Annotated in this window: 21 protein-coding genes; 6 read left to right on the top strand and 15 right to left on the bottom strand. The window is 65.5% G+C overall.

Translation table 11 applies throughout. The features are described from left to right. Positions 1-101: 101 nt before the first annotated feature. The 6 genes from PCE31106_RS02085 to PCE31106_RS02060 form a co-directional block, all read right to left on the bottom strand. Positions 102-1,643, bottom strand: coding sequence for an MFS transporter (locus PCE31106_RS02085; protein ID WP_150562231.1), 1,542 nt, complete (start codon positions 1,641-1,643; stop codon positions 102-104). A 197-nt stretch (positions 1,644-1,840) separates the two neighbouring features. After that, positions 1,841-3,013, bottom strand: a complete 1,173-nt coding sequence (locus PCE31106_RS02080; RefSeq protein WP_017235593.1) for a VanZ family protein — start codon at positions 3,011-3,013, stop codon at positions 1,841-1,843. A 13-nt stretch (positions 3,014-3,026) separates the two neighbouring features. Next, positions 3,027-3,869: an ABC-type transport auxiliary lipoprotein family protein gene (locus PCE31106_RS24215; protein ID WP_254440884.1), complete on the bottom strand. Its 843-nt coding sequence runs from the start codon at positions 3,867-3,869 to the stop codon at positions 3,027-3,029. A gap of 32 nt (positions 3,870-3,901) precedes the next feature. After that, positions 3,902-4,861: an MlaD family protein gene (locus PCE31106_RS02070; protein ID WP_026131916.1), complete on the bottom strand. Its 960-nt coding sequence runs from the start codon at positions 4,859-4,861 to the stop codon at positions 3,902-3,904. Further along, positions 4,851-5,807: an ABC transporter ATP-binding protein gene (locus PCE31106_RS02065; RefSeq protein WP_254440883.1), complete on the bottom strand. Its 957-nt coding sequence runs from the start codon at positions 5,805-5,807 to the stop codon at positions 4,851-4,853. The genes PCE31106_RS02070 and PCE31106_RS02065 overlap by 11 nt, the downstream gene beginning before the upstream one ends. Beyond that, on the bottom strand, positions 5,807-6,928 hold the full coding sequence (locus tag PCE31106_RS02060; RefSeq protein WP_150562228.1) for an MlaE family ABC transporter permease: 1,122 nt from the start codon (positions 6,926-6,928) through the stop codon (positions 5,807-5,809). The genes PCE31106_RS02065 and PCE31106_RS02060 overlap by 1 nt, the downstream gene beginning before the upstream one ends. Before the next feature lie 205 nt (positions 6,929-7,133). Here PCE31106_RS02060 and PCE31106_RS02055 point away from each other — a divergent pair, with 205 nt between their 5' ends. Genes PCE31106_RS02055 through PCE31106_RS02045 form a run of 3 tightly spaced genes read left to right on the top strand, consistent with a single transcriptional unit; the run spans position 7,134 to position 10,157 of the window. Next, complete coding sequence (locus PCE31106_RS02055) at positions 7,134-8,132, top strand: biotin--[acetyl-CoA-carboxylase] ligase (protein WP_083902290.1); 999 nt, start codon at positions 7,134-7,136, stop codon at positions 8,130-8,132. Further along, on the top strand, positions 8,129-9,250 hold the full coding sequence (locus tag PCE31106_RS02050) for a type III pantothenate kinase (RefSeq protein WP_150562227.1): 1,122 nt from the start codon (positions 8,129-8,131) through the stop codon (positions 9,248-9,250). The genes PCE31106_RS02055 and PCE31106_RS02050 overlap by 4 nt, the downstream gene beginning before the upstream one ends. Further along, positions 9,222-10,157, top strand: coding sequence for an SPOR domain-containing protein (locus tag PCE31106_RS02045; RefSeq protein WP_150562226.1), 936 nt, complete (start codon positions 9,222-9,224; stop codon positions 10,155-10,157). The genes PCE31106_RS02050 and PCE31106_RS02045 overlap by 29 nt, the downstream gene beginning before the upstream one ends. Before the next feature lie 21 nt (positions 10,158-10,178). Here PCE31106_RS02045 and PCE31106_RS02040 read toward each other — a convergent pair whose 3' ends face one another. The 3 genes from PCE31106_RS02040 to PCE31106_RS02030 form a co-directional block, all read right to left on the bottom strand. Next, positions 10,179-11,186 (bottom strand): asparaginase, encoded by a 1,008-nt coding sequence (locus tag PCE31106_RS02040; RefSeq protein WP_017233761.1) that lies wholly within the window; start codon positions 11,184-11,186, stop codon positions 10,179-10,181. Next, on the bottom strand, positions 11,183-11,686 hold the full coding sequence (rfaE2, locus tag PCE31106_RS02035) for a D-glycero-beta-D-manno-heptose 1-phosphate adenylyltransferase (protein ID WP_017233762.1): 504 nt from the start codon (positions 11,684-11,686) through the stop codon (positions 11,183-11,185). The genes PCE31106_RS02040 and rfaE2 overlap by 4 nt, the downstream gene beginning before the upstream one ends. Before the next feature lie 106 nt (positions 11,687-11,792). After that, positions 11,793-12,659 (bottom strand): ferritin family protein, encoded by an 867-nt coding sequence (locus PCE31106_RS02030; protein WP_026131919.1) that lies wholly within the window; start codon positions 12,657-12,659, stop codon positions 11,793-11,795. A 723-nt stretch (positions 12,660-13,382) separates the two neighbouring features. Here PCE31106_RS02030 and PCE31106_RS02025 point away from each other — a divergent pair. From PCE31106_RS02025 to PCE31106_RS02015, 3 genes are all read left to right on the top strand, one after another. Then, a complete protein-coding gene (locus tag PCE31106_RS02025; RefSeq protein ID WP_150562225.1) occupies positions 13,383-13,943 on the top strand; it encodes a chalcone isomerase family protein in 561 nt (186 codons plus the stop codon). Positions 13,944-14,145: 202 nt separating this feature from the next. Then, complete coding sequence (locus PCE31106_RS02020; RefSeq protein ID WP_017233765.1) at positions 14,146-14,583, top strand: nuclear transport factor 2 family protein; 438 nt, start codon at positions 14,146-14,148, stop codon at positions 14,581-14,583. A gap of 113 nt (positions 14,584-14,696) precedes the next feature. Next, positions 14,697-15,284, top strand: a complete 588-nt coding sequence (locus PCE31106_RS02015) for a LysE family translocator (protein WP_150562224.1) — start codon at positions 14,697-14,699, stop codon at positions 15,282-15,284. A gap of 27 nt (positions 15,285-15,311) precedes the next feature. Here the strand turns inward: PCE31106_RS02015 and PCE31106_RS02010 are convergent, their stop codons facing one another. From PCE31106_RS02010 to PCE31106_RS01985, 6 genes are all read right to left on the bottom strand, one after another. Further along, positions 15,312-16,154 carry an AraC family transcriptional regulator gene (locus tag PCE31106_RS02010; protein ID WP_150562223.1) on the bottom strand — a complete coding sequence of 281 codons (843 nt, stop codon included), beginning with the start codon at positions 16,152-16,154 and terminating at the stop codon, positions 15,312-15,314. A 27-nt stretch (positions 16,155-16,181) separates the two neighbouring features. Continuing rightward, positions 16,182-17,471, bottom strand: a complete 1,290-nt coding sequence (locus tag PCE31106_RS02005; protein WP_017233768.1) for a patatin-like phospholipase family protein — start codon at positions 17,469-17,471, stop codon at positions 16,182-16,184. A 104-nt stretch (positions 17,472-17,575) separates the two neighbouring features. Further along, positions 17,576-18,496 carry a PhaM family polyhydroxyalkanoate granule multifunctional regulatory protein gene (locus PCE31106_RS02000; RefSeq protein ID WP_150562222.1) on the bottom strand — a complete coding sequence of 307 codons (921 nt, stop codon included), beginning with the start codon at positions 18,494-18,496 and terminating at the stop codon, positions 17,576-17,578. 144 nt (positions 18,497-18,640) lie between these two features. Continuing rightward, positions 18,641-19,462, bottom strand: a complete 822-nt coding sequence (locus tag PCE31106_RS01995) for an enoyl-CoA hydratase/isomerase family protein (protein WP_150562221.1) — start codon at positions 19,460-19,462, stop codon at positions 18,641-18,643. A 163-nt stretch (positions 19,463-19,625) separates the two neighbouring features. Beyond that, positions 19,626-20,777, bottom strand: a complete 1,152-nt coding sequence (locus tag PCE31106_RS01990) for an ABC transporter substrate-binding protein (RefSeq protein WP_150562220.1) — start codon at positions 20,775-20,777, stop codon at positions 19,626-19,628. A 276-nt stretch (positions 20,778-21,053) separates the two neighbouring features. Further along, complete coding sequence (locus tag PCE31106_RS01985; RefSeq protein WP_017233772.1) at positions 21,054-22,040, bottom strand: fumarylacetoacetate hydrolase family protein; 987 nt, start codon at positions 22,038-22,040, stop codon at positions 21,054-21,056. Positions 22,041-22,143 lie beyond the last annotated feature (103 nt).

Genomic DNA, 22,143 nt, shown 5'->3' with positions numbered 1-22,143 from the left:
GCGTCGGCCCCCGTGCGCTCACGAAGCGCAGCGTGGCGGGAGATCAGGAAATGCGAAATCCGGGACGTCCGGCGCGGCGCAAGGCGGCGCGTGCCGTACGCCTAGCGCAGGCGTCGCTGCACAGCCATAAAGATAGCGCAGAGCGCCGCCAGGCACGCGAAGCCGAAGAACACGTTAACGCAGGCCAGCACGAGCGCCTGTTGCGACGCGAGGCCGCCCACCCAGGCCGACGCCATGTGCGCGGCGGTCGTCGCATCGACACTGGCGCCGAACGCCTGTTGCGCTTGTGAAACGGCCGCGTTGTACGCCGGGTTGAGCGGCGTCATCGACGGCGTGAGTTGATGCATGAAGACCGCCTGCCGGTCCTGCATCAGCACGGCCATCACCGACACCGACATCGAACTCACCAACTGACGCACGATGTTCTTCGTCTGATAGCCGTGCTGGAAGACGTACTCGTCCATGCCGCGAAACGTCAGCTCGGCGATGGGAATCATGGCGAACACGCCGCCCAGCCCGCTCAGCACCATCGGCAGGATCAGCCACTGACTCGACACACCCTGATAGCTTTGCGAGAGCAGGAAGGCATAGCCGAGGAGGCACAAGTAACCGAGCAGCACAAACGGCTTGAGTTGCACGAACTTCGGACGCGCGAGGGTGTATATCACGGCCACGACGAGGCTCGTCACCGACGCCACGGCCTGCAGATAGCCGGTGTGCTCCACGCTCCAGTTGAGCCCTTGCTGCATGTAGATCGGGAACAGATACGACGTCGAATACGAAAAGAAGTAGTACACGGCATAGCCGCCCAGCCCCAGCACATAGGCCGGATTGCGTACCAGCACGCGAAAGTCGATCAGCGGCTTGTGATGCGAATACTGATGCCACATGTATCCCATCGCGCAGATCGCCCCCACCAGGCAGAGTTCGAGCAGATGCAGCGGATCGGAGAAGAAGTCGAAGCGCGAGCGCTGCATCATGACTTCGACGAACAGCACGCCGGCGGCGAAGAAGACGATGCCACGCATTTCAAACTCGCCTTCGTCGCGCAGGCGCTCGCGAAAGTCCGGGATGACGAGCCACGACGCGATCGCCCCCGCAAGCGCGATCGGCACGACGGCGAAGAACACCGACGACCAGACGAAGTGATCGACGAGATAGCTCGCGAGCAGTGGCGCGGAGATTTGTCCGCCGAAGAATCCATAGGTAAAGAAGAGCAACGCCCTGAGCCGAAGCTCCGGCGCGAAACACAGGTTGATGAGAATCCGGCTGGCGGTAAACAGCGACCCCGCGCCCAACCCGAGCACAAAACGTGCGACGGCGAGCTGCGTCGACGTGTGCGCCATGCCGCACAGCCATGCCCCAAACGCCATGAGCGTGAGCGCGCCGGTGAGGAACGCGCGATACCCCAGGCGCGAGGCCAGCCAGCGCTGCTTGAGAATGACGAGGATCCCCGCCACCGCATAGAGCGTCGAGACAAACGCGTACTCTTCGGGGGCGGCACCGACGCCGCCCGCGATATGGGACGACGCGAACACGAACACGCCGTTCTCCAGCATTTCAATGCCTGTGGCGGCGGCAATCACGGCCATCAACACGCGCTGCCGTGTCGAGTGTGCCAACCGAAATCCCCAGGAATTCATCTTCGCCTCGCCAATGAAAACCGCCCGGGATCTGCCTGAAGATGCCGGGCGGTCATGACACACCGAGTGTCAGCGTGCCTTACATGGGAGTCTAGGCGTTGCCGGCTTGCGGACCAATGGGATGGCGGCCAATACGCTATTGCCGATTTGGCAACAATGCGCCGCTCAACAAGCCGTTCGGCCAGGCCGGGGGGACCTTAGCGCCGCACGCCAGCGGTGCGCGCGGGGCCGCGGTGGCTCGGATCGAACATCGCGAGCAGGTAGATCAGCACGAGGTACGGCCATGTCCAGGCGAGCCAGCGCGCCAGCACATTGAAGTGAACGTAGCGGCCTTGCCGCCAGGACTGGAGCGCCGCCTCGTAGTATGGATTCGCGGGCAGCAGATTGACGAACACCAGCAGCACGACGAGCGCGCCCAGCGCGACAGCCCCGCGCAGCGCACGCGGACCGCGGCCGGCGACGAGCAACACCAGCGCGCCGATGACCACGCCGTAAATGGCGCCCGCCGTCACCCAGTCGAATGCCTGCGCGGGCGAGAACTGCCACGCCGACGCGATGGCTTTGATCGCGAACGCGCTGGTAAACATGGCGCACAACAACGGCACACGCGGCGCCGTCCGGCGCATCGCGAGCGTGGCGAGCAGCCCGGCCAGCACGGTACCGCTGGCGCTCACCACCGTCTCCCACAGGGCATGACTGGCGACGGCATCGAGTTCGGAAAGATAGTCCTGCAACTGCCCCAAGCGCGGTACCCAGTCGATCACCCGACCGGTGACGTCGGGATCCTGCCAAAGCCATATTTGGCGCACCAGATCGCCATCGCCAAAGAGAAACTGCTGCGGGTAAGCCTGTGCCCACGGCCACAGGGCCAGCAACACAAGTAGCAGGCTCGCGTGGCGTTCGAACCATGCGAAGCGCAAATGCCGCAGCCATCCCCGATCGAGCAGCGGACTCGTGAGCGGCACCGCAATGGCGCCGCCGATAAGTGCACCGAGCGCGTTCGTGGCGAGATCGACGTTCGACGCCACCCGCGTCGGCAAGTACGTCTGCAACGCTTCGATGCCACCGGAAAGCCATGCGCCGAGCACGAAGGCGGCGACGACGGCCCGCACGCCACGCCAGGCCGGATGCAGGGCCAGTACGGTCAACATGCCCAGCGGCAGGTATCCGAGCACGTTGGTGATCACGTCGAACTGCGTGATCCAGCGAGGTAACGGCGCGAACAGGTAGTCGAACGGCCCCACCGCCGCACCCTGGAATTCAAACGGATACAGGCTCGCATAGGCGATCAGCAGTATCAGGCATAGCAGCGCCTGACGCGCAAGCGGCGAGGCGCGTCGTTGCCAGGGTTTGACGTCCTGCTCGGTCATTGGCGGCACGGCCCTATCGTGCTGTCGCGCCCGAGGCCGACGACGCGGCAGGCAACGTCCGCGACGGCAACGGCGACCGGGCACGTGCCGCTGTCCCGGCCGTAGCCGTTGGCGCCGGCACGCGCCCGGCGAGCCACTGTATGAGTTGCGTCTGCACCGCGTCGCTGGCCGCGGCAAGCGCGCGGGTGCCGCCGGCCGCGTCGGCACTCGCGGCAGGGGCCTGCGCACGTAACGTCGTCTGCGCGAGCAGCTTCGGCCCATCGAACAGCGTGGCGCGTATCTGGACAACGCCGTGGCTTGTCGACGCACTGTCGAAGTACTGCGCAAACTCCTCGAGCTCCACACGCAGCGCCGGCGCAGCGGTCGGGTCGCCTGCCGCGAGCACCGGGCGGTCGACCGACAATGCCGCGCGCAGACGATCCCCGAAGAGCCGCGCGGGCGACGCCAGCCATCGGCTGTTCGCATACCCGCGAGCCTGATCGCCATCGCTGGCGGGCAAGCGGTAGTAGATCGTGTCGACGTCGAGCCAACTCGGCGCGTTGACCACCACTTTCAGCGGCGACATTCGCAGGCCACCGGCTGCGGCCACGTCCGATGCCGGGGCGGCGGCGTTGGCGGCGGTGTTGGCGGTGGTGTCCCCGGCATTGGCAGCGACATCGGCCGACGCGGCAGGGATCGTCGGCGGGCCGAGATCGAAGCGCGTCAGCGAGGCCGACGGTGCCGGGGCGGCGCACCCCGCCACCAGCACCACCGCGGCGGCGCAAAGCCACCCGGCGGCGAGCGCACGCGCACGCTTGCCGCCGCGAGGCGCGACGGCCGCCTCGCTAACTTTGCCCGCGTCGATCGGCTCACTCATCTCGATATCCTCTTGCATGACGGTGTTGCGCATTATTGACGTTCTCCCCCGGGCCACGAAAAACCCGCTTCGCCCGGACCGGGCGGCGGCGGCGACGTGCCGAAGAGCAGCGCGCGCGGATTGCGATTGATCGTCTCGGCCGCTTGCCCGACCGCCTGCGTCGTGAAGCGCAGATCGTCCGAGAGCGTGTTCAGGCGCGGCAGCGCTTCCTGTTGCAGCGACCCTTCGAATGTTTCCATCGTTCCCTGGAACGCCGCCAGACTCGACGCCGCCTGATCGGCCGCGCGTCCCACGCTATCCAGGTTGCGCACGAGCGGCCCCTGAGGATCGGTCAATTGATCGGTCAGACGATGGGCCCCGGCAAGCGTGCCGGTGAGTTCGCGCACGGTGTCCGGCAACTGCGCCGTGACGGGCTCGAGCTGCTGCGCCACGCGATCCACGCTTTGCGCCGCGGCCTTCACGCTGTTGATCGAATCGAGCATGGCCTGCCGGTTGTCGGGCGACAACAGCGTATTGACCGAAGACGTTGCCTCTTCGAGCTGATGTACCAGGTTGTTGCCGCGCCGCTGCAGTTCGTCCACAAAACTCGGGCGCAGTCGCAATTGCGCAACGTGCTTCTCGGACGACGGCAGCAATGTTCGGTCATGCCCGTCGTCGTCCAGTTGTACGAAGGCCAGCCCCGTAACCCCTTGATAGCTCAACGTGGCGAACGTCGACCGGGTCATCGGCGTGCCTTCGTTCACGAGAATACGGATCAGAATCTGCCCAGGCGTGCGCGGGTCGAACTTGATCGACTCGACCTTCCCGACGGACAGACCGCGATACCGCACGGCGGATTCCGGATTGAGTCCGGTCACGTTGGTGTGCGAGACCAGGTCGTAGGGAAGGCGCACACGATTGTCGCGATTGAACCAGTACACCGACGCGGCGACGGCGGCAAGCAACACCAGCGTGAAGAGGCCCGCCATGAAAGCGTGCGATTTATTTTCCATCGTCGAGTAACTCCGAAATCTTGGCGCGCCGCGCCGCAGGCAACGCCAGCAACGCGCGTCTGCCGCGTTCACCGAGGAAGAAGCTGTGGATGAACGGGTGATCGACACGGACCACGTCTTCCACCGGCGCATTGACGAGCACCCGACGCTCGGCGAGCACCGCCACGCGCGTGGCGAGCATCATCACCGTGTCCAGATCATGCGTGACCATGACGACGGTCAGGCCCAGCGAGCGGTGCAGGCCGCGAATCATATCCACGAACTCGTCTGATGCCTGCGGATCGAGCCCAGCCGTGGGCTCGTCGAGAAAGAGCAGCTCCGGCTCCAGCGCAATGGCCCGCGCGATCCCAACGCGCTTGATCATCCCGCCCGACAGCTCCGACGGCATGCGGTTGGCCATGCGCCCCGACAGCCCCACCATCTCGAGCTTGTACATCACGACATCGCGAATCAGATCTTCCGAGAGCGTGTGCAGTTCGCGCAGCGGTTGCGCAATGTTGTCGAACACCGTCATCGCGGAGAACAGAGCACCGCGCTGAAACAACATGCCCGAGCGGCGGCGCAGCAGGTGCGCGCTGCGCCGATCGATCGTCGTGATGTCGTGACCGAAGACGCTGATGTGGCCAGTGGTCGGCGACTCCAGCCCGATGATCTGGCGAATCAGCGTGGTCTTGCCCGAGCCTGAGCCGCCGACAAGCGCAATGATCTCGCTTTGCCGTACGGTGAGATCCAGATGCTCATGAATCGTGTGCGTACCGTAGCGCTTCGTGAGATCGTGCACCTCGATCACCGGGTCGGCGTCGCCCGGCAGGCTTGACGACACAGGCGGACAACCCGCCGCGGCGCCGGATATCACATCGCTGGCGTAAGCCTGCGCGGCGGGAGCGGCCGCGACGGCCGTCGTGGCGAGCGCTGGAGCCCGATCGGGCACGGGGGATTGGGACATCAGCCGATCCCCGTGTTGCGAAACAGAATCGCGAAGATGGCATCGGCCAGAATCACGACGGTGATCGAGGTCACCACGGACTGAGTCGTGCCCTCCCCCAGGCTCTGCGTGTTCGGTTTGACCCGCATGCCGAAATGGCAGGCCACAAGTGCGATCAGCATGCCGAAGACGCCCCCTTTTCCCAGGCCGATCCAGAGATTGGCGATGGGCACGGCATTGGGCAACGTGGTGAAGAAGTAGCGCAGTCCGATACCGAGTTCGTACTTTGCCGCGAGCGCGCCGCCGAGCAGCGCGATGATGTTTGTCCACATGACCAGCAGCGGCATGGCAATGGCCAGCGCAATGACCTTCGGCAGAACGAGCCGCAACCCGTGCGGAATGTCCATTACGCGCATCGCGTCGAGTTCTTCGGTCACGCGCATCACGCCGAGCTGGGCGGTGATGGCCGACCCCGAGCGACCCGCCACGAGAATCGCGGAAAGCACCGGGCCGAGTTCGCGGATCACGGCGAGACCGAGGATGTTGACGATGAACGTGCTCGCCCCATACAACTTGAGTTGCTGGGCCGACAGATAGGACAACACGATGCCGATCAGAAACGCCACCAGCGCCGTGATGCCGAGTGCCTTGGCCCCCGCGCTGTAGATATTGGCGGACATCTCCAGCCATGGCGCGCGAATCGGATGACGAATGACGCGGCCGAGGTCGATCACGAAGCGTCCGAACATCGTGACGCCGTCGCGCAAATGCTCGCCCAGCGTGAAGAGCGACGCCCCCAGCCGGCTGATCGGGTCGAGGCGGCGGGTGGGCGCCGGACTCTGTCGCGAGCGATCGAATTCGGCGAGGTGATCGAAGAGCGCCCGCTGTGTCGGCGTAAGCGCGACGCGCTCGGGAAACCGACGTTGCCAATAGCGCCACAGCGCCTGCGCGCCGACGTGGTCGAGCCGTTCGACGCGGGTCAGGTCCCACGCCAGGTCGCCCTGCGGCAGCGAATCGACCAGGCGCAGCAGCGTCTTCTTGCGCTGCGAGAGGGCGAGCGCTGTCCACAGGCCGTGCAGCATGACCACCGGGCCTTGCGCCGTGGTGGTCAGCTCCAGAGTGGGCACGGCATCGAGGTTCAAAACAGACGATCTCCTGGCGACAAACTCGTCGAAATCCGGCAAAACGCGGTCATTGTACGGTACAGGGGCGACCGGTCGATGGCAACCCGGCGCAGGCTGAAAACGCGTCGGCGCTGGCCGATCGGGTCCTCGGACAATACCGAAAAACGGGGACGACGGCAGTGCAGACCGGCGCGGCGCCGGCCTCGCCGCTACAATAGCAACCATGAATAAAGCCGCGCCCTCCTCGCCGAACGCCCCCCTCGCCCCTATGGCGGCGGATTCGTCTGAACGCCCCGCCGACGCGGGTGGCGAGCCGTCGCGCGACACCGCATCCCGCCAGCTCGATGGCGACCGAATTCGCTCGGCGCTGGCCGCCACTTGCCGCGACTGGCAGATCGACGTGGTCGAGACCACGGGCTCCACGAACCTCGATCTGCTGACCCGCCTTCGCCGGGACGCGTCGTGCGCGCCCCTGCTGCGCGCCGCGATGCGCCAGACGGGCGGTCGCGGACAACGTGGCCGCGCATGGCAGAGCGTGCCGGGCGACAGCCTGACGTTTTCGCTCGCCTATACGATGCCTGGCGGACCGGCCGAACTGGCCGGGTTGTCGCTTGCGACGGGCGTCGCGGTGGTGGAAGGGCTTTCGGATCTGCCGCTGTCCGCGCCGCACGCGCTCGGCCTCAAATGGCCCAACGATGTGCTGCTGCGCGGCGGCAAGCTGGCGGGCATCCTGATCGAGACGCTCCCGGCCGGACCGGGCCGCATCGGCGTCGTGATCGGCATCGGGGTCAATCTTCGGCGGGCTGCGGACGTCGCCGCCCGCATCGACAACGCCGCGCCTTCCGACGACGGCACGACCTCATCTGCCGCCGTGCCGGTCACGCCGCCGGCGGCGCTCGAATCGGTGCTGGTCGATCCGGATATGTCGACGGTGTTGATCGCCTTGGTCCAGCGTCTCGCCACCATGCTGAATCGCTTCGCCGTGCATCGTTTCGGTGTCTTCCGTGACGACTGGGAAGCCATGCACGCCTATGGCGGAGCGTCGATTCGCGTCATCGAAAATGGTCGCGATCTGTTGCAGGGCGTGGCGCTCGGCGTCGACTCGCAAGGTCGGCTGCGCGTCGCGACCCCTGACGGCGAGCGCACGATTGCCAGCGGAGAAGTCTCCGTGCGATTGCTCGATGCGTCCGGCACGCGTGACGCCCAACGGGGCCGTGGATGAGCGCCGCCCGACAGACACCGCCCCCACGACCGGTGGACACCGCGAAGTCCGCAGCAACGGCGGCGGACACTCGCCTTGCGAAGACCTCGCGCGTCAGCCTCGACACACAGGGCGCAAGCAGCGCTGACGGTGCACCGTGGCTGCTCTTCGATGCCGGCAACAGCCGGATCAAATGGGCGCTTGCGCCGGCCGTGCGCCCAGAGGGTTGGAGCGCAGCGGCGCCGTCCTTTCTGGCCAGCGGTGCGGTCGATCACGCCGAATGGCGCACGCTCGCCACGCAAATTCGCGCGGGCTGGGCCGCGCTGGCCTCGGGCTCGGGAGAGGCTCACTTCGCGCCGAACATGGCACCGCTCGCCACCGGCCAGGGCGGACAGGACGAAGGCTTCGTCTGCCCTGCACCCGCAGGTGTCTGGCTTGCCAATGTGGCGGGCGAACCCGCGGAACAAGCCGTGCGCATGACACTGCAAACGCTGTGGGGCATGGCGTCGACCGATTGGCTGCAGGTCTTGCGCGCCAGCGAATCGCGAGCGGGGGTGCGCAATGGTTATCAAGTCCCCACGCAGCTCGGCAGCGACCGCTGGGCCAGCCTGATCGGCGCGCACGCCGCGTGGCCGGGCGAACATCTGCTGATCGTCACGTTGGGCACGGCCACCACCGTCGAAGCCTTGTGTGCCGACGGCGATTATCTCGGCGGGCTGATCGCCCCGGGGCCCGCACTGATGCTCCAGTCGCTGGCCCACGGTACCGCACAATTGCCGACGCTCGACGCCACCATGCCAACCGGCGGACAAGCATTCGCATGCAGCACGACCGATGCCATCCTGCGCGGATGCGCCGCGGCGCAAGCCGGCCTGGTCGAGCGCAGTCACGCACAACTGCAGGCACAACTCGGCGCACCCGTGCGTTGCGTGGTCTCGGGCGGCGCACGCCAGGCGCTCGCGCACACCCTGACCATGCCCGTTACCGAACACGATCAACTGGTACCGGCCGGCTTATACGAGGTGGCGCTTCGGGCTGCCGAGTGCGGCGCAGCGGCGAGCGCGACATCCGCCCCCCACATGACCGATATTTCGGTATCCCCATCGCAAGATGCCGATCCATCCCCCGGGGGTGCTTGAGATGTTGCGTGCGCTGTTGCTTGTCATGTTTCTCGCGGCGAATGCAGCACTCGCCGCTGTGCAGTTCGGCTGGCTGAAATGGCACGATGTGCTGCCTGCCACCGGCCGCGAACCGGCGCGGGTCGAAAGGCAACTCGAACCGGAGCGAATCCGCTTGACCGGAGCAGCGATCAGCGGTCAGTCGCCCGCCGCCTCCCTCCCTGTCGGTGCGTCGGGCGGGAGACACGAATCGCAAGCCTCACGAGCGGCGACGTCGGCCGGCGCTTCAGGCGCTTCAGGGGCAACCGCCGCATCGGCAGGGTCTTCCAGCCCCGGAACGTCCGAGTCGGCATTGACGACGATGGCCGCAAGCCGGGCCGTCGCCGCCGCGACAACGAACGCGGTATCGGGCGATGCGGCGGCTTCGCAGGCCGCCGCCGCGAAGGTCGCGCCCATCTGTCTGGAAGTCGGCCCGTTCGCCGCCAACGACGCGCAGCAAGCGCGCGGCCTTTTGCTCGCCGCGCTGCCTTCAGGGCAAGGTGACATTCAATCGGTGGCGCTCGACAAGCGGTACTGGGTACATCTCGATCCGGTGCCCAACAAACCCGCCGCCGATAAACAGGTTGCGCAATTGCGTGCAGCAGGGGTGACGGAGTATTTCCTGCTCAACGGCGAAGGCTCGACGCTCGTCGTCTCGCTCGGACTGTTCAACGACAAGGAGCGTGCGGTGCGCTTGATGACCGCCGCGCAGAAGCGAGGCATCACGCCGCAACTGAGCGAAAGGCCCAATGCCAAGAGCCGGATCGTCTACCGGATTGTCGGCATCAACGCGAACGCGGCCGCCCAGATTCGCGGCGTCGTGACACAACAGTGGACTGCGCAGTGGGTGCGGACATGCCCCGCCCCGGCCGGTAGCGCGCCGGGGTAATTGAACCGGCCTGCGCCTGGCTCAGCCGACGCGCTTCAACGACACGACCGGCCGCACAATCCCGGTCTGGATACCCCGCGCGTTCTTGACGATCGGCGACACCCACGGCGCCAGTCCGGTCGCCTCGGGCGACTCGACCAACCCGAGGGCCTTGAGTACGGCCACCGCCGCGGTATATAGCGCACGCATATTGCCGTCGACAACTTTGATGGCAATGCCCAGGCCCGCCGAGCGAACGCCGATCGTCTGCACGCCGTCGGCGCCGATCTTGGCCACCCAGTCCCCGGGCGCCATGCGCATGAACGCCAGATCGTTGCGCGCCGTGCCGGACACCATCTCCGGCTGCTGCGTCATGGCGGCGAACAAGGTCGAGAGTGCCGCGTCGTCGCTCGCGGCGAGTCGGGCGTACGCGGCAGCGAGCCTGTCGAGCGGCAACGCGTAGTTGGGCGCGGAGCATCCGTCGATGCCCAACGCCAGCGTCTCGCCCTTCACGCCGACGACATCGCCGACACGTGCGCGAATCGCCTGTTGCAGCGGATGCGCCGGATCCAGGTAGGTATCGAGCGGCAAGCCGTGCTGCGCGCAATACGCGAGAAAGCCCGCATGCTTGCCCGAACAGTTGTGATGCAGCGACGTCGGCTTCAGATCCGCCGGGGCACGTTTTCCGGTGGCGGAGTAAAACGTCGGCATGTGACAGCCGCACTGCAAATGATGCTCGTCGCAACCCGCCTTGCTCAGTAGGCTTTTCACACCGTCGACGTGAAACGCCTCACCGGAGTGGCTCGCGCACAGTAGCGCCAGCTCCGGCTGCGTCAGACCGAAATGCGCGACGCCGTCGCCCTCGACGAACGGCAGCGCCTGAAAGGGCTTGAGCGTGGAGCGCGAAAACGTCAGAAACGACGGGTCGCCTGCGGCGTATCGCAAGTGCCCTTGCGCGTCGACCACTGCTACGGCGCCGTAATGCACGCACTCGACGGTATCGACGCCCATCGCGCCGCGCGTGACTTCAACGAGCGGGGCCAGATTCATGATTGGGCGCGCACCTTCTTGAGCAGCGACGTCGTCGAGCGCTGATGTTCGAACGGAATGGCCAACGCCTTGCCGCCCCAGCCACGCACGAGCGCAGACTCCGGCAGCGTGTCCATCTCGTAGTCGCCGCCTTTGACGAGAATGTCGGGACGCACGGCGGCAATCAGCGCCTCGGGCGTCGATTCGCCGAACGTCACGACATAGTCGACGCTTTGCAACGCCGCCAGCAGTGCGGCGCGGTCGTTTTCGTTATTGATCGGCCGGTCGTCGCCTTTGCCGAGTGTGCGCACCGAGGCGTCGCTGTTCACCCCGACGATGAGGCACGCCCCCAACGCGCGCGCCTGCGCGAGATAGGTCACGTGACCGCGATGCAAGATGTCGAACACGCCGTTGGTGAACACCAGCGGTCGCGGCAGCGTCGGCGCCAATGCGGCGAGCGCCTCGCGCGGGAGAATCTTGGCCTCGAAATCGGCCGGAGGAATGACTTGGGAAGCGGACATGACGATCGTTCGAAATAGGTGCGCTATTGTCCCACGCCGCGTATGAGGCAACAAAAAAGGGGCCGAAGCCCCTTTCCTGTCGAAACCGTCGGCGCCGAACGCGCGATTACGATGCCGTGGCAACGGCCGGTGCGGCCACCGCCGCCAGACGGCTGGTGATTTCCTTGCGGTAACGGTTCAAGTCCTGCGCCGTCGCGAACGTGTGTTCGAACAGCAGCGACATGTTGTGCAGAATACGCTCGACGACCTTCTTCTCCCAACTGTCGTCGAACTTGATTTGCTCGTCGAGCCAGTGTTCGAGCCACTCCGGTTCCGGCAAACGCGACTGCACCGTGTCGTTCGGGAACAGGTCCTTGTTCACGTGCAGGTTGGTCGGGTGCAGCGGCTTTTCGGTGCGACGCGCCGACGCCATCAGCACGCCGATCTTCGCGAACGCGGCGCGCGCGTTATCGCCGAAGCTCGTCAGTGCCTTCTTCATGTAGCGCAGATAAGCGCCGCCATGACGCGCTTCGTCGCGCGAGATGATTTCGTAGATGGCCTTGATGACCGGCTCGGTGTGCCATTCGGCCGCACGGCGATACCAGTGATTCAGGCGAATTTCGCCGCAGAAGTGCAGCATCAGTGTCTCGAGCGGCGGGGCCGGGTCGAACGGGAAGCGCACGGCGTGCAGCTCGGCTTCGGTCGGCACGAGGTCCGGGCGGAAGCGGCGCAGGTATTCCATGAGCACCAGCGAGTGCTTCTGCTCTTCGAAGAACCAAACGCTCATGAACGCGGAGAAATCGCTGTCGTCACGGTTGTCGCGCAGAAACATCTCGGTGGCCGGCAGCGCCGCCCATTCCGTGATGGCATTCATCTTGATGGTGCGCGCCTGATCGTCGGAGAGTTGGCTTGCGTCGAACTTGTCCCACGGAATGTCCTTCTCCATGTTCCAACGCACTGCCTCCAACGACTTGTACAGTTCGGGATACAGCATTTCGTTCATTTCAATTACCCCCAAGGTCGCGAGACCTTACACCAGGACTCAAGATAGTATTGTGAAAGTTTACGCCGAATTTCGACAGACAAAACGGTGAGCGTGTCGTGGGCGGCCCCCGCCGTCCGACTTCACGTCTTGAACCCTGCCGTCGCTGAAGGACGACGAATTAACGCCTGTAACCTGGCCGCATCCTGGCGATATGGCTTAGAGCGAGCCTACTAAAATATGGCCAAACTCTTGAATCATAACATAAAAGCCGTTTAATCCCGCCAACGTCACCCCTCGCGTGACAGTAATGCGTCGTAATGTTGACGCCCGTCAAATTGTCACGCAAAGCGCCTATGCTCAATGGGCGACAGGCTTTCCGGCACAACCTTCGGCGGCCAGCCCGGCGCGCGGCCAGCCGCCTGGGCGTCTTGAGCATCAACGCCTGCGAATGCGGACATCACGGCAGCGCGTCAGGGTTTGCCCTTGTACCATGGGCCTGCGCGCGTGGCGTCCGATGGTCTACGCTGAAATCAATCGTTCCGTAAGTGCGACCGGGTGACAGCCCCATCCCTGCCGACGCCGACGTTTCCTTTTTCCGCGCCGCGCTTTGAGGAAAGTTCTCAGTCGCAAATACGCAACACGTTGTATCGGCCGGCGCACCGGCAGAACGAGCCATGCGCCGCCAACGGGCCTACCGACTCGACTGGATCCTTGACCGATAAGGAGCCGAGCATGCCCACTCGTCCCGCACTTGCCGCATGGCTACGCACCGTCTGCTTTCTGGCGACGGTGGCAACGGCCCCCGGCGCCCTGGCGTTCGACGCCGGGCAACTCGCGTCGCAAGAAATCCCCACCGCCCATCTGGTCGGCCACGGCTCCTTCACGCGCCTGGGTTTTCATCTCTACGACGCGGAACTCTTCTCAGGCGCCGAGCGCGTCAGCGCGAACTGGAGTGCGCATCCGCTGGTGCTCGATCTGCGCTACGCGCGCAGTTTCAAATCTCATACGCTCGTGCAGCGCAGTCTGATCGAAATGACCAAGCTGCAAGTGGCCACCGATACGCAACGGGAGCGCTGGGCCGAAGAACTGTCGCGCATCCTGCCCGACGTGACGCCCGGGCAGCACTTGACCGGCGTGTTCCTGCCCGGCGACGGCACGAGGTTCTTCTCGGACGGCAAATTGATCGGTCAAATCGCGGGCGACGCCTTCGGCCGTGCTTTTTTCGCCATATGGCTGGATCCGCGCACCAGTGCCCCCGACCTTCGCGCCGAATTGATCAGCGACGCGCGATAGGTTGCCGGGGCGGCCTGCGACGCCGGGTGTCTCATCCGCGCCACGCACGCTGCAACATCGCGGTGCAAACGTGCGTTGCCGTTGATAATTGACCGAAAGCCGATCCCGGCGCCGCGCGCCCGGGATGACGGAGACCGGCCCCGCCCCGGCCATGGACGGGTCCATCGAATCGCGCTGTCCAGGCGCCCACGCGAGCATGCCTATGGATATCGATCATGCGGCTGCGCTCACGCGCCTGACGCGCTACTTCGAGACTCTCACCCGCCAAAGCGTCGGGAATCTGGGCGAGTTCTACGCGCCCAACGTCTATCTCAAGACGCCGCTGCACGAGGTGCGCAGCGCCGCCGAAGTGGCGACGCTGCTCACGCACCTATTCGAGCGTGTCGACGTGCCGCGCATTGAATTTACCGCCACGCTGCTGCAACACAATCAGGCGCTGCTGGTGTGGAATCTGCATTTCCATACCAAACGGTGGCTTGACGACGAACAGGTCATTCATGGCGCATCGCACCTGCGTCTCGCTGTGGACGGACGCGTGGCCTATCAGCGCGACTATTGGGACGCCACTGAAGATATCTACGTCAAGCTCCCCATCTTTGGACGTTTATTGCGTTGGCTACGCCATCGACTGTTTCGTTGAGACGTCGGCACGCGGCCATTTGCCAGAGGGCAGTTTTCTTCAATACACGGCGTCCGTCGCCGCCTACATTCGGAACCTCGCTTCACCCGCATTCTTCAGTATCGAGGGATCCGATGACACTTTTCTATTCAATGGCCGCGTTCGCACTGGCCGCTTCGATCACGCCGGGTCCGGTCAATGTCGTGGCGCTGGGCGCGGGCGCGCGCTATGGCCTCGGACCGAGCCTGCGTCACGTGACCGGTGCGACGGTGGGCTTCGTCGCGTTGCTCGTTGCGGTCGGCTTCGGCGTGCACGAGTTACTGCACCGGATGCCCGTACTGATGCGCGCGATTCAGTGGTTCGGCGTGGCGTTCCTGCTTTATATGGCCTACAAACTGGCGATCGATAACGGCGTGTTGAACGACGCCGACACGCAGCGTGGCCCGACCCTATCGAAAGGCGCCGTCATGCAATGGCTCAATCCGAAAGCCTGGCTCGCGGCGCTGGCCGGAATGGGCGCGTACACGGCAGGTGATCCCGCGCGCATCTGGCAATTCGCGGCGATCTACTTTGTCGTTTGCTGGTGCTCGGTGGGATGCTGGGCCGCCGCGGGTGCGATGTTGCGTCATCGCATGCGCGACGCGCGGCGCATGCGGCGTCTGAACTGCGCGATGGCGGCGCTGTTGGCGGGAAGTGCCGTGTATCTTGTCGCGACCGGCTAAGGAAACATGCGCCTTCGCGGCGTCGAATCACGCGGCGTGCGGCTCCCGGTAATGCCCCGGCGTCGTGGCGAGGCGTTGTTTGAAGGCGCGTTGGAAATGCGCCTGATCCGCGAAGCCCGCATCGAGCGCCACCTCGGCAATGGCATGTCCACGACGCAGTCGGCGCCGTGCATATTGAATCCGCTGGTCCATGAGAAAGGCGTGCGGCGTGAGTCCGTATTGCTCTCGAAAGACGCGCGTCAGGTAAGACGCCGACAGGCCCGCCGCCGCGCAAATCTGCGCAAGCGTCAGCGCCTCTGTGCAGTGCGCACGGATGAAATCGGCGGCGCGGCGCAGCTTGTGCGAGTCGTCCCGCATCGGTTGCGGCGCAGGGTTCAACCGCTCATGCACGTCGATGAAAAACTGCTGCACCACGCTCTCGCGCTCAAGCCGGTCGCGCGTCGCGTCGGTGCAAACGTCATAGAGCCGGTTAAGCCCCCGGTACAACACCGGATCGTCAGCGGACATCGGGTCGAACAAATGCAGATCCTGTCCATGCCCGAAACCCAGTTCCCGCTGCGTTTCGCGCAACCACGCCGTGTCGACGAACAGCATCCGATAGGCCCACGCCTCGTCGTCAATGGGATTGCAAGCATGCACCGCGTCAGGGTTCATCACGACAACGCTGCCGCGGCCCACCGTCTCGTGTGCCCGGCCATTCCGATAGGTACTACGCCCTCCCGTCACGGCGCCGATGGAAAACGTCTCATGGCTGTGCAACGCGTAGCAGACGCGACGCCCATCGCGCACCTCTCGCGCTTCGAGAAACGGCAGCGCCGGATCGCGCCAGAACGTCGACGGGTACGGACACGCAACAGTGGATTTCGACATAGGGGCGGGATCAGTGAGGACAACAACTCATGCGGCCGGCTTGCCAGTATCCGCCACGGCGGCGGGCGACTCCGCCGATAGCGGTGAATTCGCCGGCAATCCGCCGCCCCCGACCGCGCCGGCCTCGACACGATGGAGCGGGCTCGTGCCATCCGCTTCCGCCACGAGCCATGCGGCAATCGCGTCGCGCTGCGCGTAGGCGTCGGCCTCGCCCAGCGCAATGAGTTCCTGCGTATAAGACGACTCGAACAGCAGGTAGCTGGCGAAGGCCGCGCCGCGCGCTTCGTCCGCCCCGATCGCGCCGAGGATCGTACGAACGGCCCGCGGCAACTGCTGCAGATGACGCGCTGCAATCGGCTCGATGCGCTGGCTTGGCGAGATCAAAAGTGTCTCGATGGGCCGCCAGCCGCTGGATTCGCGTTGCGCCTCGGGCACATGCCGCAGCACATTGTTGATGTGCTGGAGGCGTTCCAGATCCGCCGACAGGCCGTCGATGAACACGCTTGCGAGCGCCTGCCCGCCGATCTGCGCCAGACTGGGATAGCCGCCGATGCGCTCGCCGCTGCTGTCGAGTCCGTACTGTCCGTGCGCCGCGCCAATGATGAGGATGCGGGTGGCGCCCAGATGGATCGGTGGACTGAGCGGCGCAATCTGGCGCATCGATCCGTCGCCGAAATACTCGGGCTGCCCATCGAGATCGAGCTCGACGGCGGGGAAAAGAAACGGGATCGCACTCGATGCCAGCAAGTGCTGCACGCTCAGCGGCACCGCGCGCGCCAGGCGCAGCGAACGCTTCCAGGCCTGAATCGGCTCGGCGCTCTGGTAGAAGGTGACATGCTTGCCTGACGAGTACGAAAGCGCCGTCACCGACAAAGCCTCGAGCGCCCCCGACGCGAACACGTCGGGCAGTCGATCGAGACGGATCGCACTGCGCAACATGTCGCCGAGTGGCGACCAATCGAACAGCGAGCGCGGTGAGCGACGCAGCGCCCAACCGAGCGAAAGCGCCGCCAGCCAGCGTGCCCCGGTGCCCGCCATGCCCAGCGAGTCAGCGCGGAACACCTGACCGGCGTGAAATTGACGCCACACCGCGTCCAGCTTCATGACCCCATGCTGAAAATCGTCGGCGTGCGACGCGAGCGCGGCAGCATTGATCGCGCCGGCCGAGGTGCCACAGACAATGGGAAACGGAATCGCGCGACGCGACGGCAGAACCTCGCGTTGGATCGCGGCGATCGCGGCCAGCACGCCCACCTGATACCCCGCGCGTGCGCCACCGCCCATCAGGACGAGGCCGGTACGTTCGCCTGAAATCATGGGGGCCTCCTCCCGCCGTGGTCAACGTTGTGGTTGTCGTTGTCGCTATCGCCGTGACCGAAGCCGTCGTCGCGTCTACCGCATGTGCCGTTCGTGCGACCGCCCTACCATTTCCAGGCGGCCTGCTTACCCGGCGTCTTGCCTGCGGCGGGCGCGGCCTTCGCCGACGTCTTGGCAGACGTTTTTGCCGCGGCCGACTTCGCCGGCGGCGTCTTGCCGGCCGGCGCACGCTTGGCAGCGGTCTTGCCCGCCGCCTTGCTCGTACCCGCCGCCCGCTTGGCGGTGCCGGCCTTTGCCGTGGCCTGGCCAGACGCCTGCGTGGGCTTTGCGGGTTTTGCGGGTTTCGCCGGTGCGCTCTGCGTCGCCTTGGCAGCGGCATCCGACATTTGCGCCGCGGCGGCTTCCGTCATTTGTGCCGCAGATACACCGGCCGCCTGCGCAGCAGCGGCAATCTGGTCGAACTGCGTGCGCATGGCGTTGAACCAAAGCGACGGGTCCAACGCACCATAAGCGTTGCCCCCCTGCGCGAACGGCGACTGTGTGTCGCCGCCCGCCGGGGCTTCCTCGGCCGCGGCCGCCTTGGGTTCCGGTTGCGGTTCCGGTTCCGGCTCGGGTTCCGGTGCGCTCGCCTGCGGCTCGACGTCTTGCGCCGGCGCCTCGGCGGCAAACGGCGAGCGCCAGAAGTTCGCCGCGCCCGCCTGTCCGAACGGCGACGCACTCGCCTGCGCGTCGCTCGCGGCGCCGAAGGTGCCGGTGCCGAACGAGCGAAGCGTGGCATAGGTGGCCCGTTGCACTTCGAAGGCCTGGATCGTCGAGCGCAGCACATTCAGATTGAGCGTGAGCCACTGCTCCACCGCACGCATCTCGGCGATGCGATTCTCGATCTCGTCGGGATCGAGCAATGGCGCCGCGCTCTGCATCAACTGCGTGAGCGGCGAGGTGAATGTCGCGGGCGGGCTGAACGCTTCCCACATCTTCTTGAGAATGTCGAAGCCGTTGGGCATGGCACTCGTCGAATCGCTCATTACAGTCTCCAGTCACGGTCGGGGACGCACGGCCCGCGGGGCAATCCCGGCAAGTCGCGCACATCCTGAGCGCCTTCGCGCGCACGTCGGCGCGCGGAGGGCGTATGGATATGGATCATACGCCGAGCGTGCGCCAGTGGTGTGTCAGAACGGGGCGTCGCCGCTGTAATCCGGCGCGCGGCGCTCGCGCAGCGACGCAATGCCTTCGCGCACGTCCGGCCCCGCGAAGCCCATGAATTCGAGGGCGAGCGACGCATCGAACGAGGGCCCCGCGCTGCGCAACCAGTTGTTGAGCGCGTACTTGGTCCACCGAATGGCCGTGGTCGAGCCACGCGCCAGCTTGTCGGCCACTTCGAACGCGCGCGGCAGCAGGTCGGCCTCGTCGACGGTAAGCGACACGAGCCCGATGCGCTCGGCCTCTTCGCCCGTGACCGGCTCGCACAGCAGCAGGTAGTACTTCGCCTTCGCCATGCCGCAGAGCAGCGGCCAGACGATGGCGGCATGATCGCCCGCCGCAACCCCCAGCCGCGTATGGCCGTCGATGATGCGCGCCGTCTTCGCGGCAATCGAGATGTCCGCGAGCAGGCCCGCGACCAACCCGGCCCCCACGGCCGGGCCGTGCATGGCGGAGACGATCGGCTTGCTGCAATTGATCACGTTGTAGACGAGATCGCGCGCTTCGCGCCACACGCGGGCGCGCACGGCGAAATCGTCGGCCATGTCTTCCACGAGCGACAGGTCGCCGCCGCCGGAGAACCCCTTGCCTTCGCCTCGAATGACGACCGCGCGCGTCTCGGTGTCGCGATCGATGTCGCGCCACACATCGGCCAGTTCCTGGTGCATGCGATGGTCGGCCGTCGACAGGCCGCTCTTGTTCGCCCCGGCGCCCATGATGAGTTCGAGTACGCCATTGGGATGCCGCTTGAATTGCAGCGACTGGTAGTGTTGATAGGGGTCTTGCGACATGGCTTACCGCTCCAAAAAAATATCCCCGCGCAAGCGGGGATGGGGAGGCGGCGGCACCGGACAACGCCGATACCACCGACGGTCAATCTGTGGTGGATGCGCGCGGCGTCGGCCGCCTCACCGTCATGCGAGATCGGCAGGACTCACAACTTTCGCGCTGCACTCACGGCGCGAGTTGCCACTTGCCATTCTCGATTTCTACCATCACACGGGCCCGCTGGTCGAGGCCGAGGTGATCGGTCGGGCTCATGTTGATCACACCATTCGTGACGTGCATGTTCTTGCTCGTCTCGAGCGCGTCGCGCAACGCCTTGCGGAATTCCGGCGTGCCCGGCTTGGCCGTCTTCAGCGCGATCGGAATGGCGCGCTGGAGCAGAATGCCGGCATCCCATGCATACGAACCGAAGGCGGCCACCGTGCCGGCGCCGAACTTGGCTTCGTACTTCTTGATGTAGTCGAGCGCCACCGCCTTGGCCGGATGATCGTTCGGCAGTTGCGACGCCACGAGTACCGGGCTCGCCGGCAGGAACGTGTTGTTGCAATCCTTGCCGCACACGCGCAGGAAGTCGTTATTGCCCACGCCGTGGTTGTGATACACGAGCCCCTTGTAGCCGCGCTCGGCCAATGCCTTCGGCGGCAGCGCGGCCGGTGTGCCGGCGGCGCCCACGACGACGGCGTCCGGATGCGCGGCCATGATCTTCAGGATCTGCCCCGTCACGCTCGGATCGGTGCGGGCGAAGCGCTCGCTGGCGACCATCTTGATCTTGTGCAGAGCGGCGAACTTGGCGACTTCCTCGTAGAACGCTTCACCCAGCGCGTCCCCCTGACCGATGAACGCCATCGTCTTCACGCCATGACGGCTCGCATGCTCGGCGATGGCTGAAGCCATCTGCGCGTCGGTCTGCGGCGTCTTGAACATCCAATAACGCTTGGCGTCGACCGGTTCGATGATGCGGGCCGACGAGGCCAGCGAAATCGTGGGCGTCGTACCGCTCGCGATCACGTCGATCATCGCGAGCGTGTTCGGCGTGATCGACGAACCGATGATGGCGTCGACATGATTCTCCGAGATGAGCTTCTTGGTGTTCTGAACGGCGGTCGTGGTATCCGACGCGTCGTCGAGCATGATGTACTCGACCTTCTGGCCACCGATCTCGGTCGGAAGCATGGTGATCGTGTTGCGCTCGGGAATGCCAAGTGACGCGGCAGGCCCGGTGAGCGAGATATTCACGCCGATCTTGACCTGAGCGGCAGCACCGCCGGCCATCGCCAGCAACATCGCACCCAGCAGGGCAGTGCGCACGGGGTTTCGCATGGAGAGTCTCCTGATCTGGTCTGGCCCGCGCTCTGTTTTTCTCTTGCGCGGGCCCCCTGGAAAAGGGGCCTCGCGCCGCGCCGGCGAAAATTAGGGCCGGCTCGCCCACCCGATAGGGGTGCGAACCGACTCAAGGAGACAAAGCATAGCGGAGCCGGAATTCCCCGCCATATCCGGGTTCACCCTATTGACGCATCCGCGCGAACGCCGCAAAGGTCCGCGGGACGCCGATTTTCAAGGCCGACAGGCGTTTCCCGCAGCGTTGGCGACAAGAAGTCACTCATCCAGCGGCGAGACGGCCTGATCGATGGCGCCGAAGATCGACTTGCCCTGGGCGTCGAACATTTCGATGCGCACGCGATCGCCGTAGCGCATGAACGCGGTCTCCGGCGCGCCCTTGTCGATCGTCTCCAGCATGCGCTTCTCGGCAATGCATGCGCTGCCGCGACTGCGATCCTTATTGGAGATCGTGCCCGAGCCCACGATGGTGCCCGCGCGCACATTGCGCGTCTTGCACACGTGCGCCACGAGTTGGCCGAAGTCGAACACCATGTCTTCGCCGCATTCGGGCGCACCGAACTTCTTGTCGTTCCACTTCACGGTAAGCGGCCGGTGCACCCGGCCAGCGTGCCAGGCATCGCCCAGCTCGTCGGGCGTGACGGCCACCGGCGAGAAGCTGCTTGCCGGTTTGCTCTGGAAGAAGCCGAACCCCTTGGCCAGTTCGGCGGGAATCAGGTTGCGCAGGCTCACGTCGTTGACGAGCATCAACAGACGCACGCCTTCGAGCGCGCGCGCCGGGGTGGCGCCCATCGGCACATCCGACGTCACCACGGCAACCTCGCCTTCGAAGTCGATGCCGAAGTCTTCGGACGCGCAGACGATGTCGTCCGTCGGTCCAAGGAAGTCGTCGCTGCCGCCCTGGTACATGAGCGGATCGGTCCAGAATTCGGGCGGCATGTCGGCCCCGCGTGCGCGGCGCACCAGCTCGACGTGGTTCACATAGGCCGAGCCGTCGGCCCATTGGTACGCGCGCGGCAGCGGCGCCATGCATTCGGCCGGATCGAACGCGAAGGCGTTTCGCGCACGCTGGTGATTGAGTTCGGTGTAGAGCGTCTGGAGCTGAGGCGCGTAGAACGTCCAGTCGTCCAGCACGCGTTGCAATGTGGGCGCGATGGCGTCGGCAATGCAGGCGCTCGACAGGTCGCGCGACACGACGATCAGTTGGCCGTCGCGGGTGCCGTCCTTGCGGGTAGCGAGTTTCATGGGATGGAGTCTGCGGGCCCCCTGAGGCCCGATAGAATGGCGCGTGAAGCCGAAGATTCTACCTGAGGGCATCGCCCGCCCGTTGAACGGCCGCCGACACGAT

Source organism: Pandoraea cepalis (genome assembly GCF_902459665.1).
Classification (GTDB): Bacteria; Pseudomonadota; Gammaproteobacteria; order Burkholderiales; family Burkholderiaceae; genus Pandoraea; species Pandoraea cepalis.
This window is presented reverse-complemented; position numbering and strand designations above follow the sequence as displayed.

Coding starts and splice junctions, on each gene's coding strand:
- PCE31106_RS02085 (WP_150562231.1), bottom strand. CDS start 1,643: ATGAATTCCTGGGGATTTCGGTTGGCACACTCGACACGGCAGCGCGTG.
- PCE31106_RS02080 (WP_017235593.1), bottom strand. CDS start 3,013: ATGACCGAGCAGGACGTCAAACCCTGGCAACGACGCGCCTCGCCGCTT.
- PCE31106_RS24215 (WP_254440884.1), bottom strand. CDS start 3,869: ATGAGTGAGCCGATCGACGCGGGCAAAGTTAGCGAGGCGGCCGTCGCG.
- PCE31106_RS02070 (WP_026131916.1), bottom strand. CDS start 4,861: ATGGAAAATAAATCGCACGCTTTCATGGCGGGCCTCTTCACGCTGGTG.
- PCE31106_RS02065 (WP_254440883.1), bottom strand. CDS start 5,807: ATGTCCCAATCCCCCGTGCCCGATCGGGCTCCAGCGCTCGCCACGACG.
- PCE31106_RS02055 (WP_083902290.1), top strand. CDS start 7,134: ATGAATAAAGCCGCGCCCTCCTCGCCGAACGCCCCCCTCGCCCCTATG.
- PCE31106_RS02050 (WP_150562227.1), top strand. CDS start 8,129: ATGAGCGCCGCCCGACAGACACCGCCCCCACGACCGGTGGACACCGCG.
- PCE31106_RS02045 (WP_150562226.1), top strand. CDS start 9,222: ATGCCGATCCATCCCCCGGGGGTGCTTGAGATGTTGCGTGCGCTGTTG.
- PCE31106_RS02040 (WP_017233761.1), bottom strand. CDS start 11,186: ATGAATCTGGCCCCGCTCGTTGAAGTCACGCGCGGCGCGATGGGCGTC.
- rfaE2 (WP_017233762.1), bottom strand. CDS start 11,686: ATGTCCGCTTCCCAAGTCATTCCTCCGGCCGATTTCGAGGCCAAGATT.
- PCE31106_RS02030 (WP_026131919.1), bottom strand. CDS start 12,659: ATGCTGTATCCCGAACTGTACAAGTCGTTGGAGGCAGTGCGTTGGAAC.
- PCE31106_RS02025 (WP_150562225.1), top strand. CDS start 13,383: ATGCCCACTCGTCCCGCACTTGCCGCATGGCTACGCACCGTCTGCTTT.
- PCE31106_RS02020 (WP_017233765.1), top strand. CDS start 14,146: ATGGATATCGATCATGCGGCTGCGCTCACGCGCCTGACGCGCTACTTC.
- PCE31106_RS02015 (WP_150562224.1), top strand. CDS start 14,697: ATGACACTTTTCTATTCAATGGCCGCGTTCGCACTGGCCGCTTCGATC.
- PCE31106_RS02010 (WP_150562223.1), bottom strand. CDS start 16,154: ATGTCGAAATCCACTGTTGCGTGTCCGTACCCGTCGACGTTCTGGCGC.
- PCE31106_RS02005 (WP_017233768.1), bottom strand. CDS start 17,471: ATGATTTCAGGCGAACGTACCGGCCTCGTCCTGATGGGCGGTGGCGCA.
- PCE31106_RS02000 (WP_150562222.1), bottom strand. CDS start 18,496: ATGAGCGATTCGACGAGTGCCATGCCCAACGGCTTCGACATTCTCAAG.
- PCE31106_RS01995 (WP_150562221.1), bottom strand. CDS start 19,462: ATGTCGCAAGACCCCTATCAACACTACCAGTCGCTGCAATTCAAGCGG.
- PCE31106_RS01990 (WP_150562220.1), bottom strand. CDS start 20,777: ATGCGAAACCCCGTGCGCACTGCCCTGCTGGGTGCGATGTTGCTGGCG.
- PCE31106_RS01985 (WP_017233772.1), bottom strand. CDS start 22,040: ATGAAACTCGCTACCCGCAAGGACGGCACCCGCGACGGCCAACTGATC.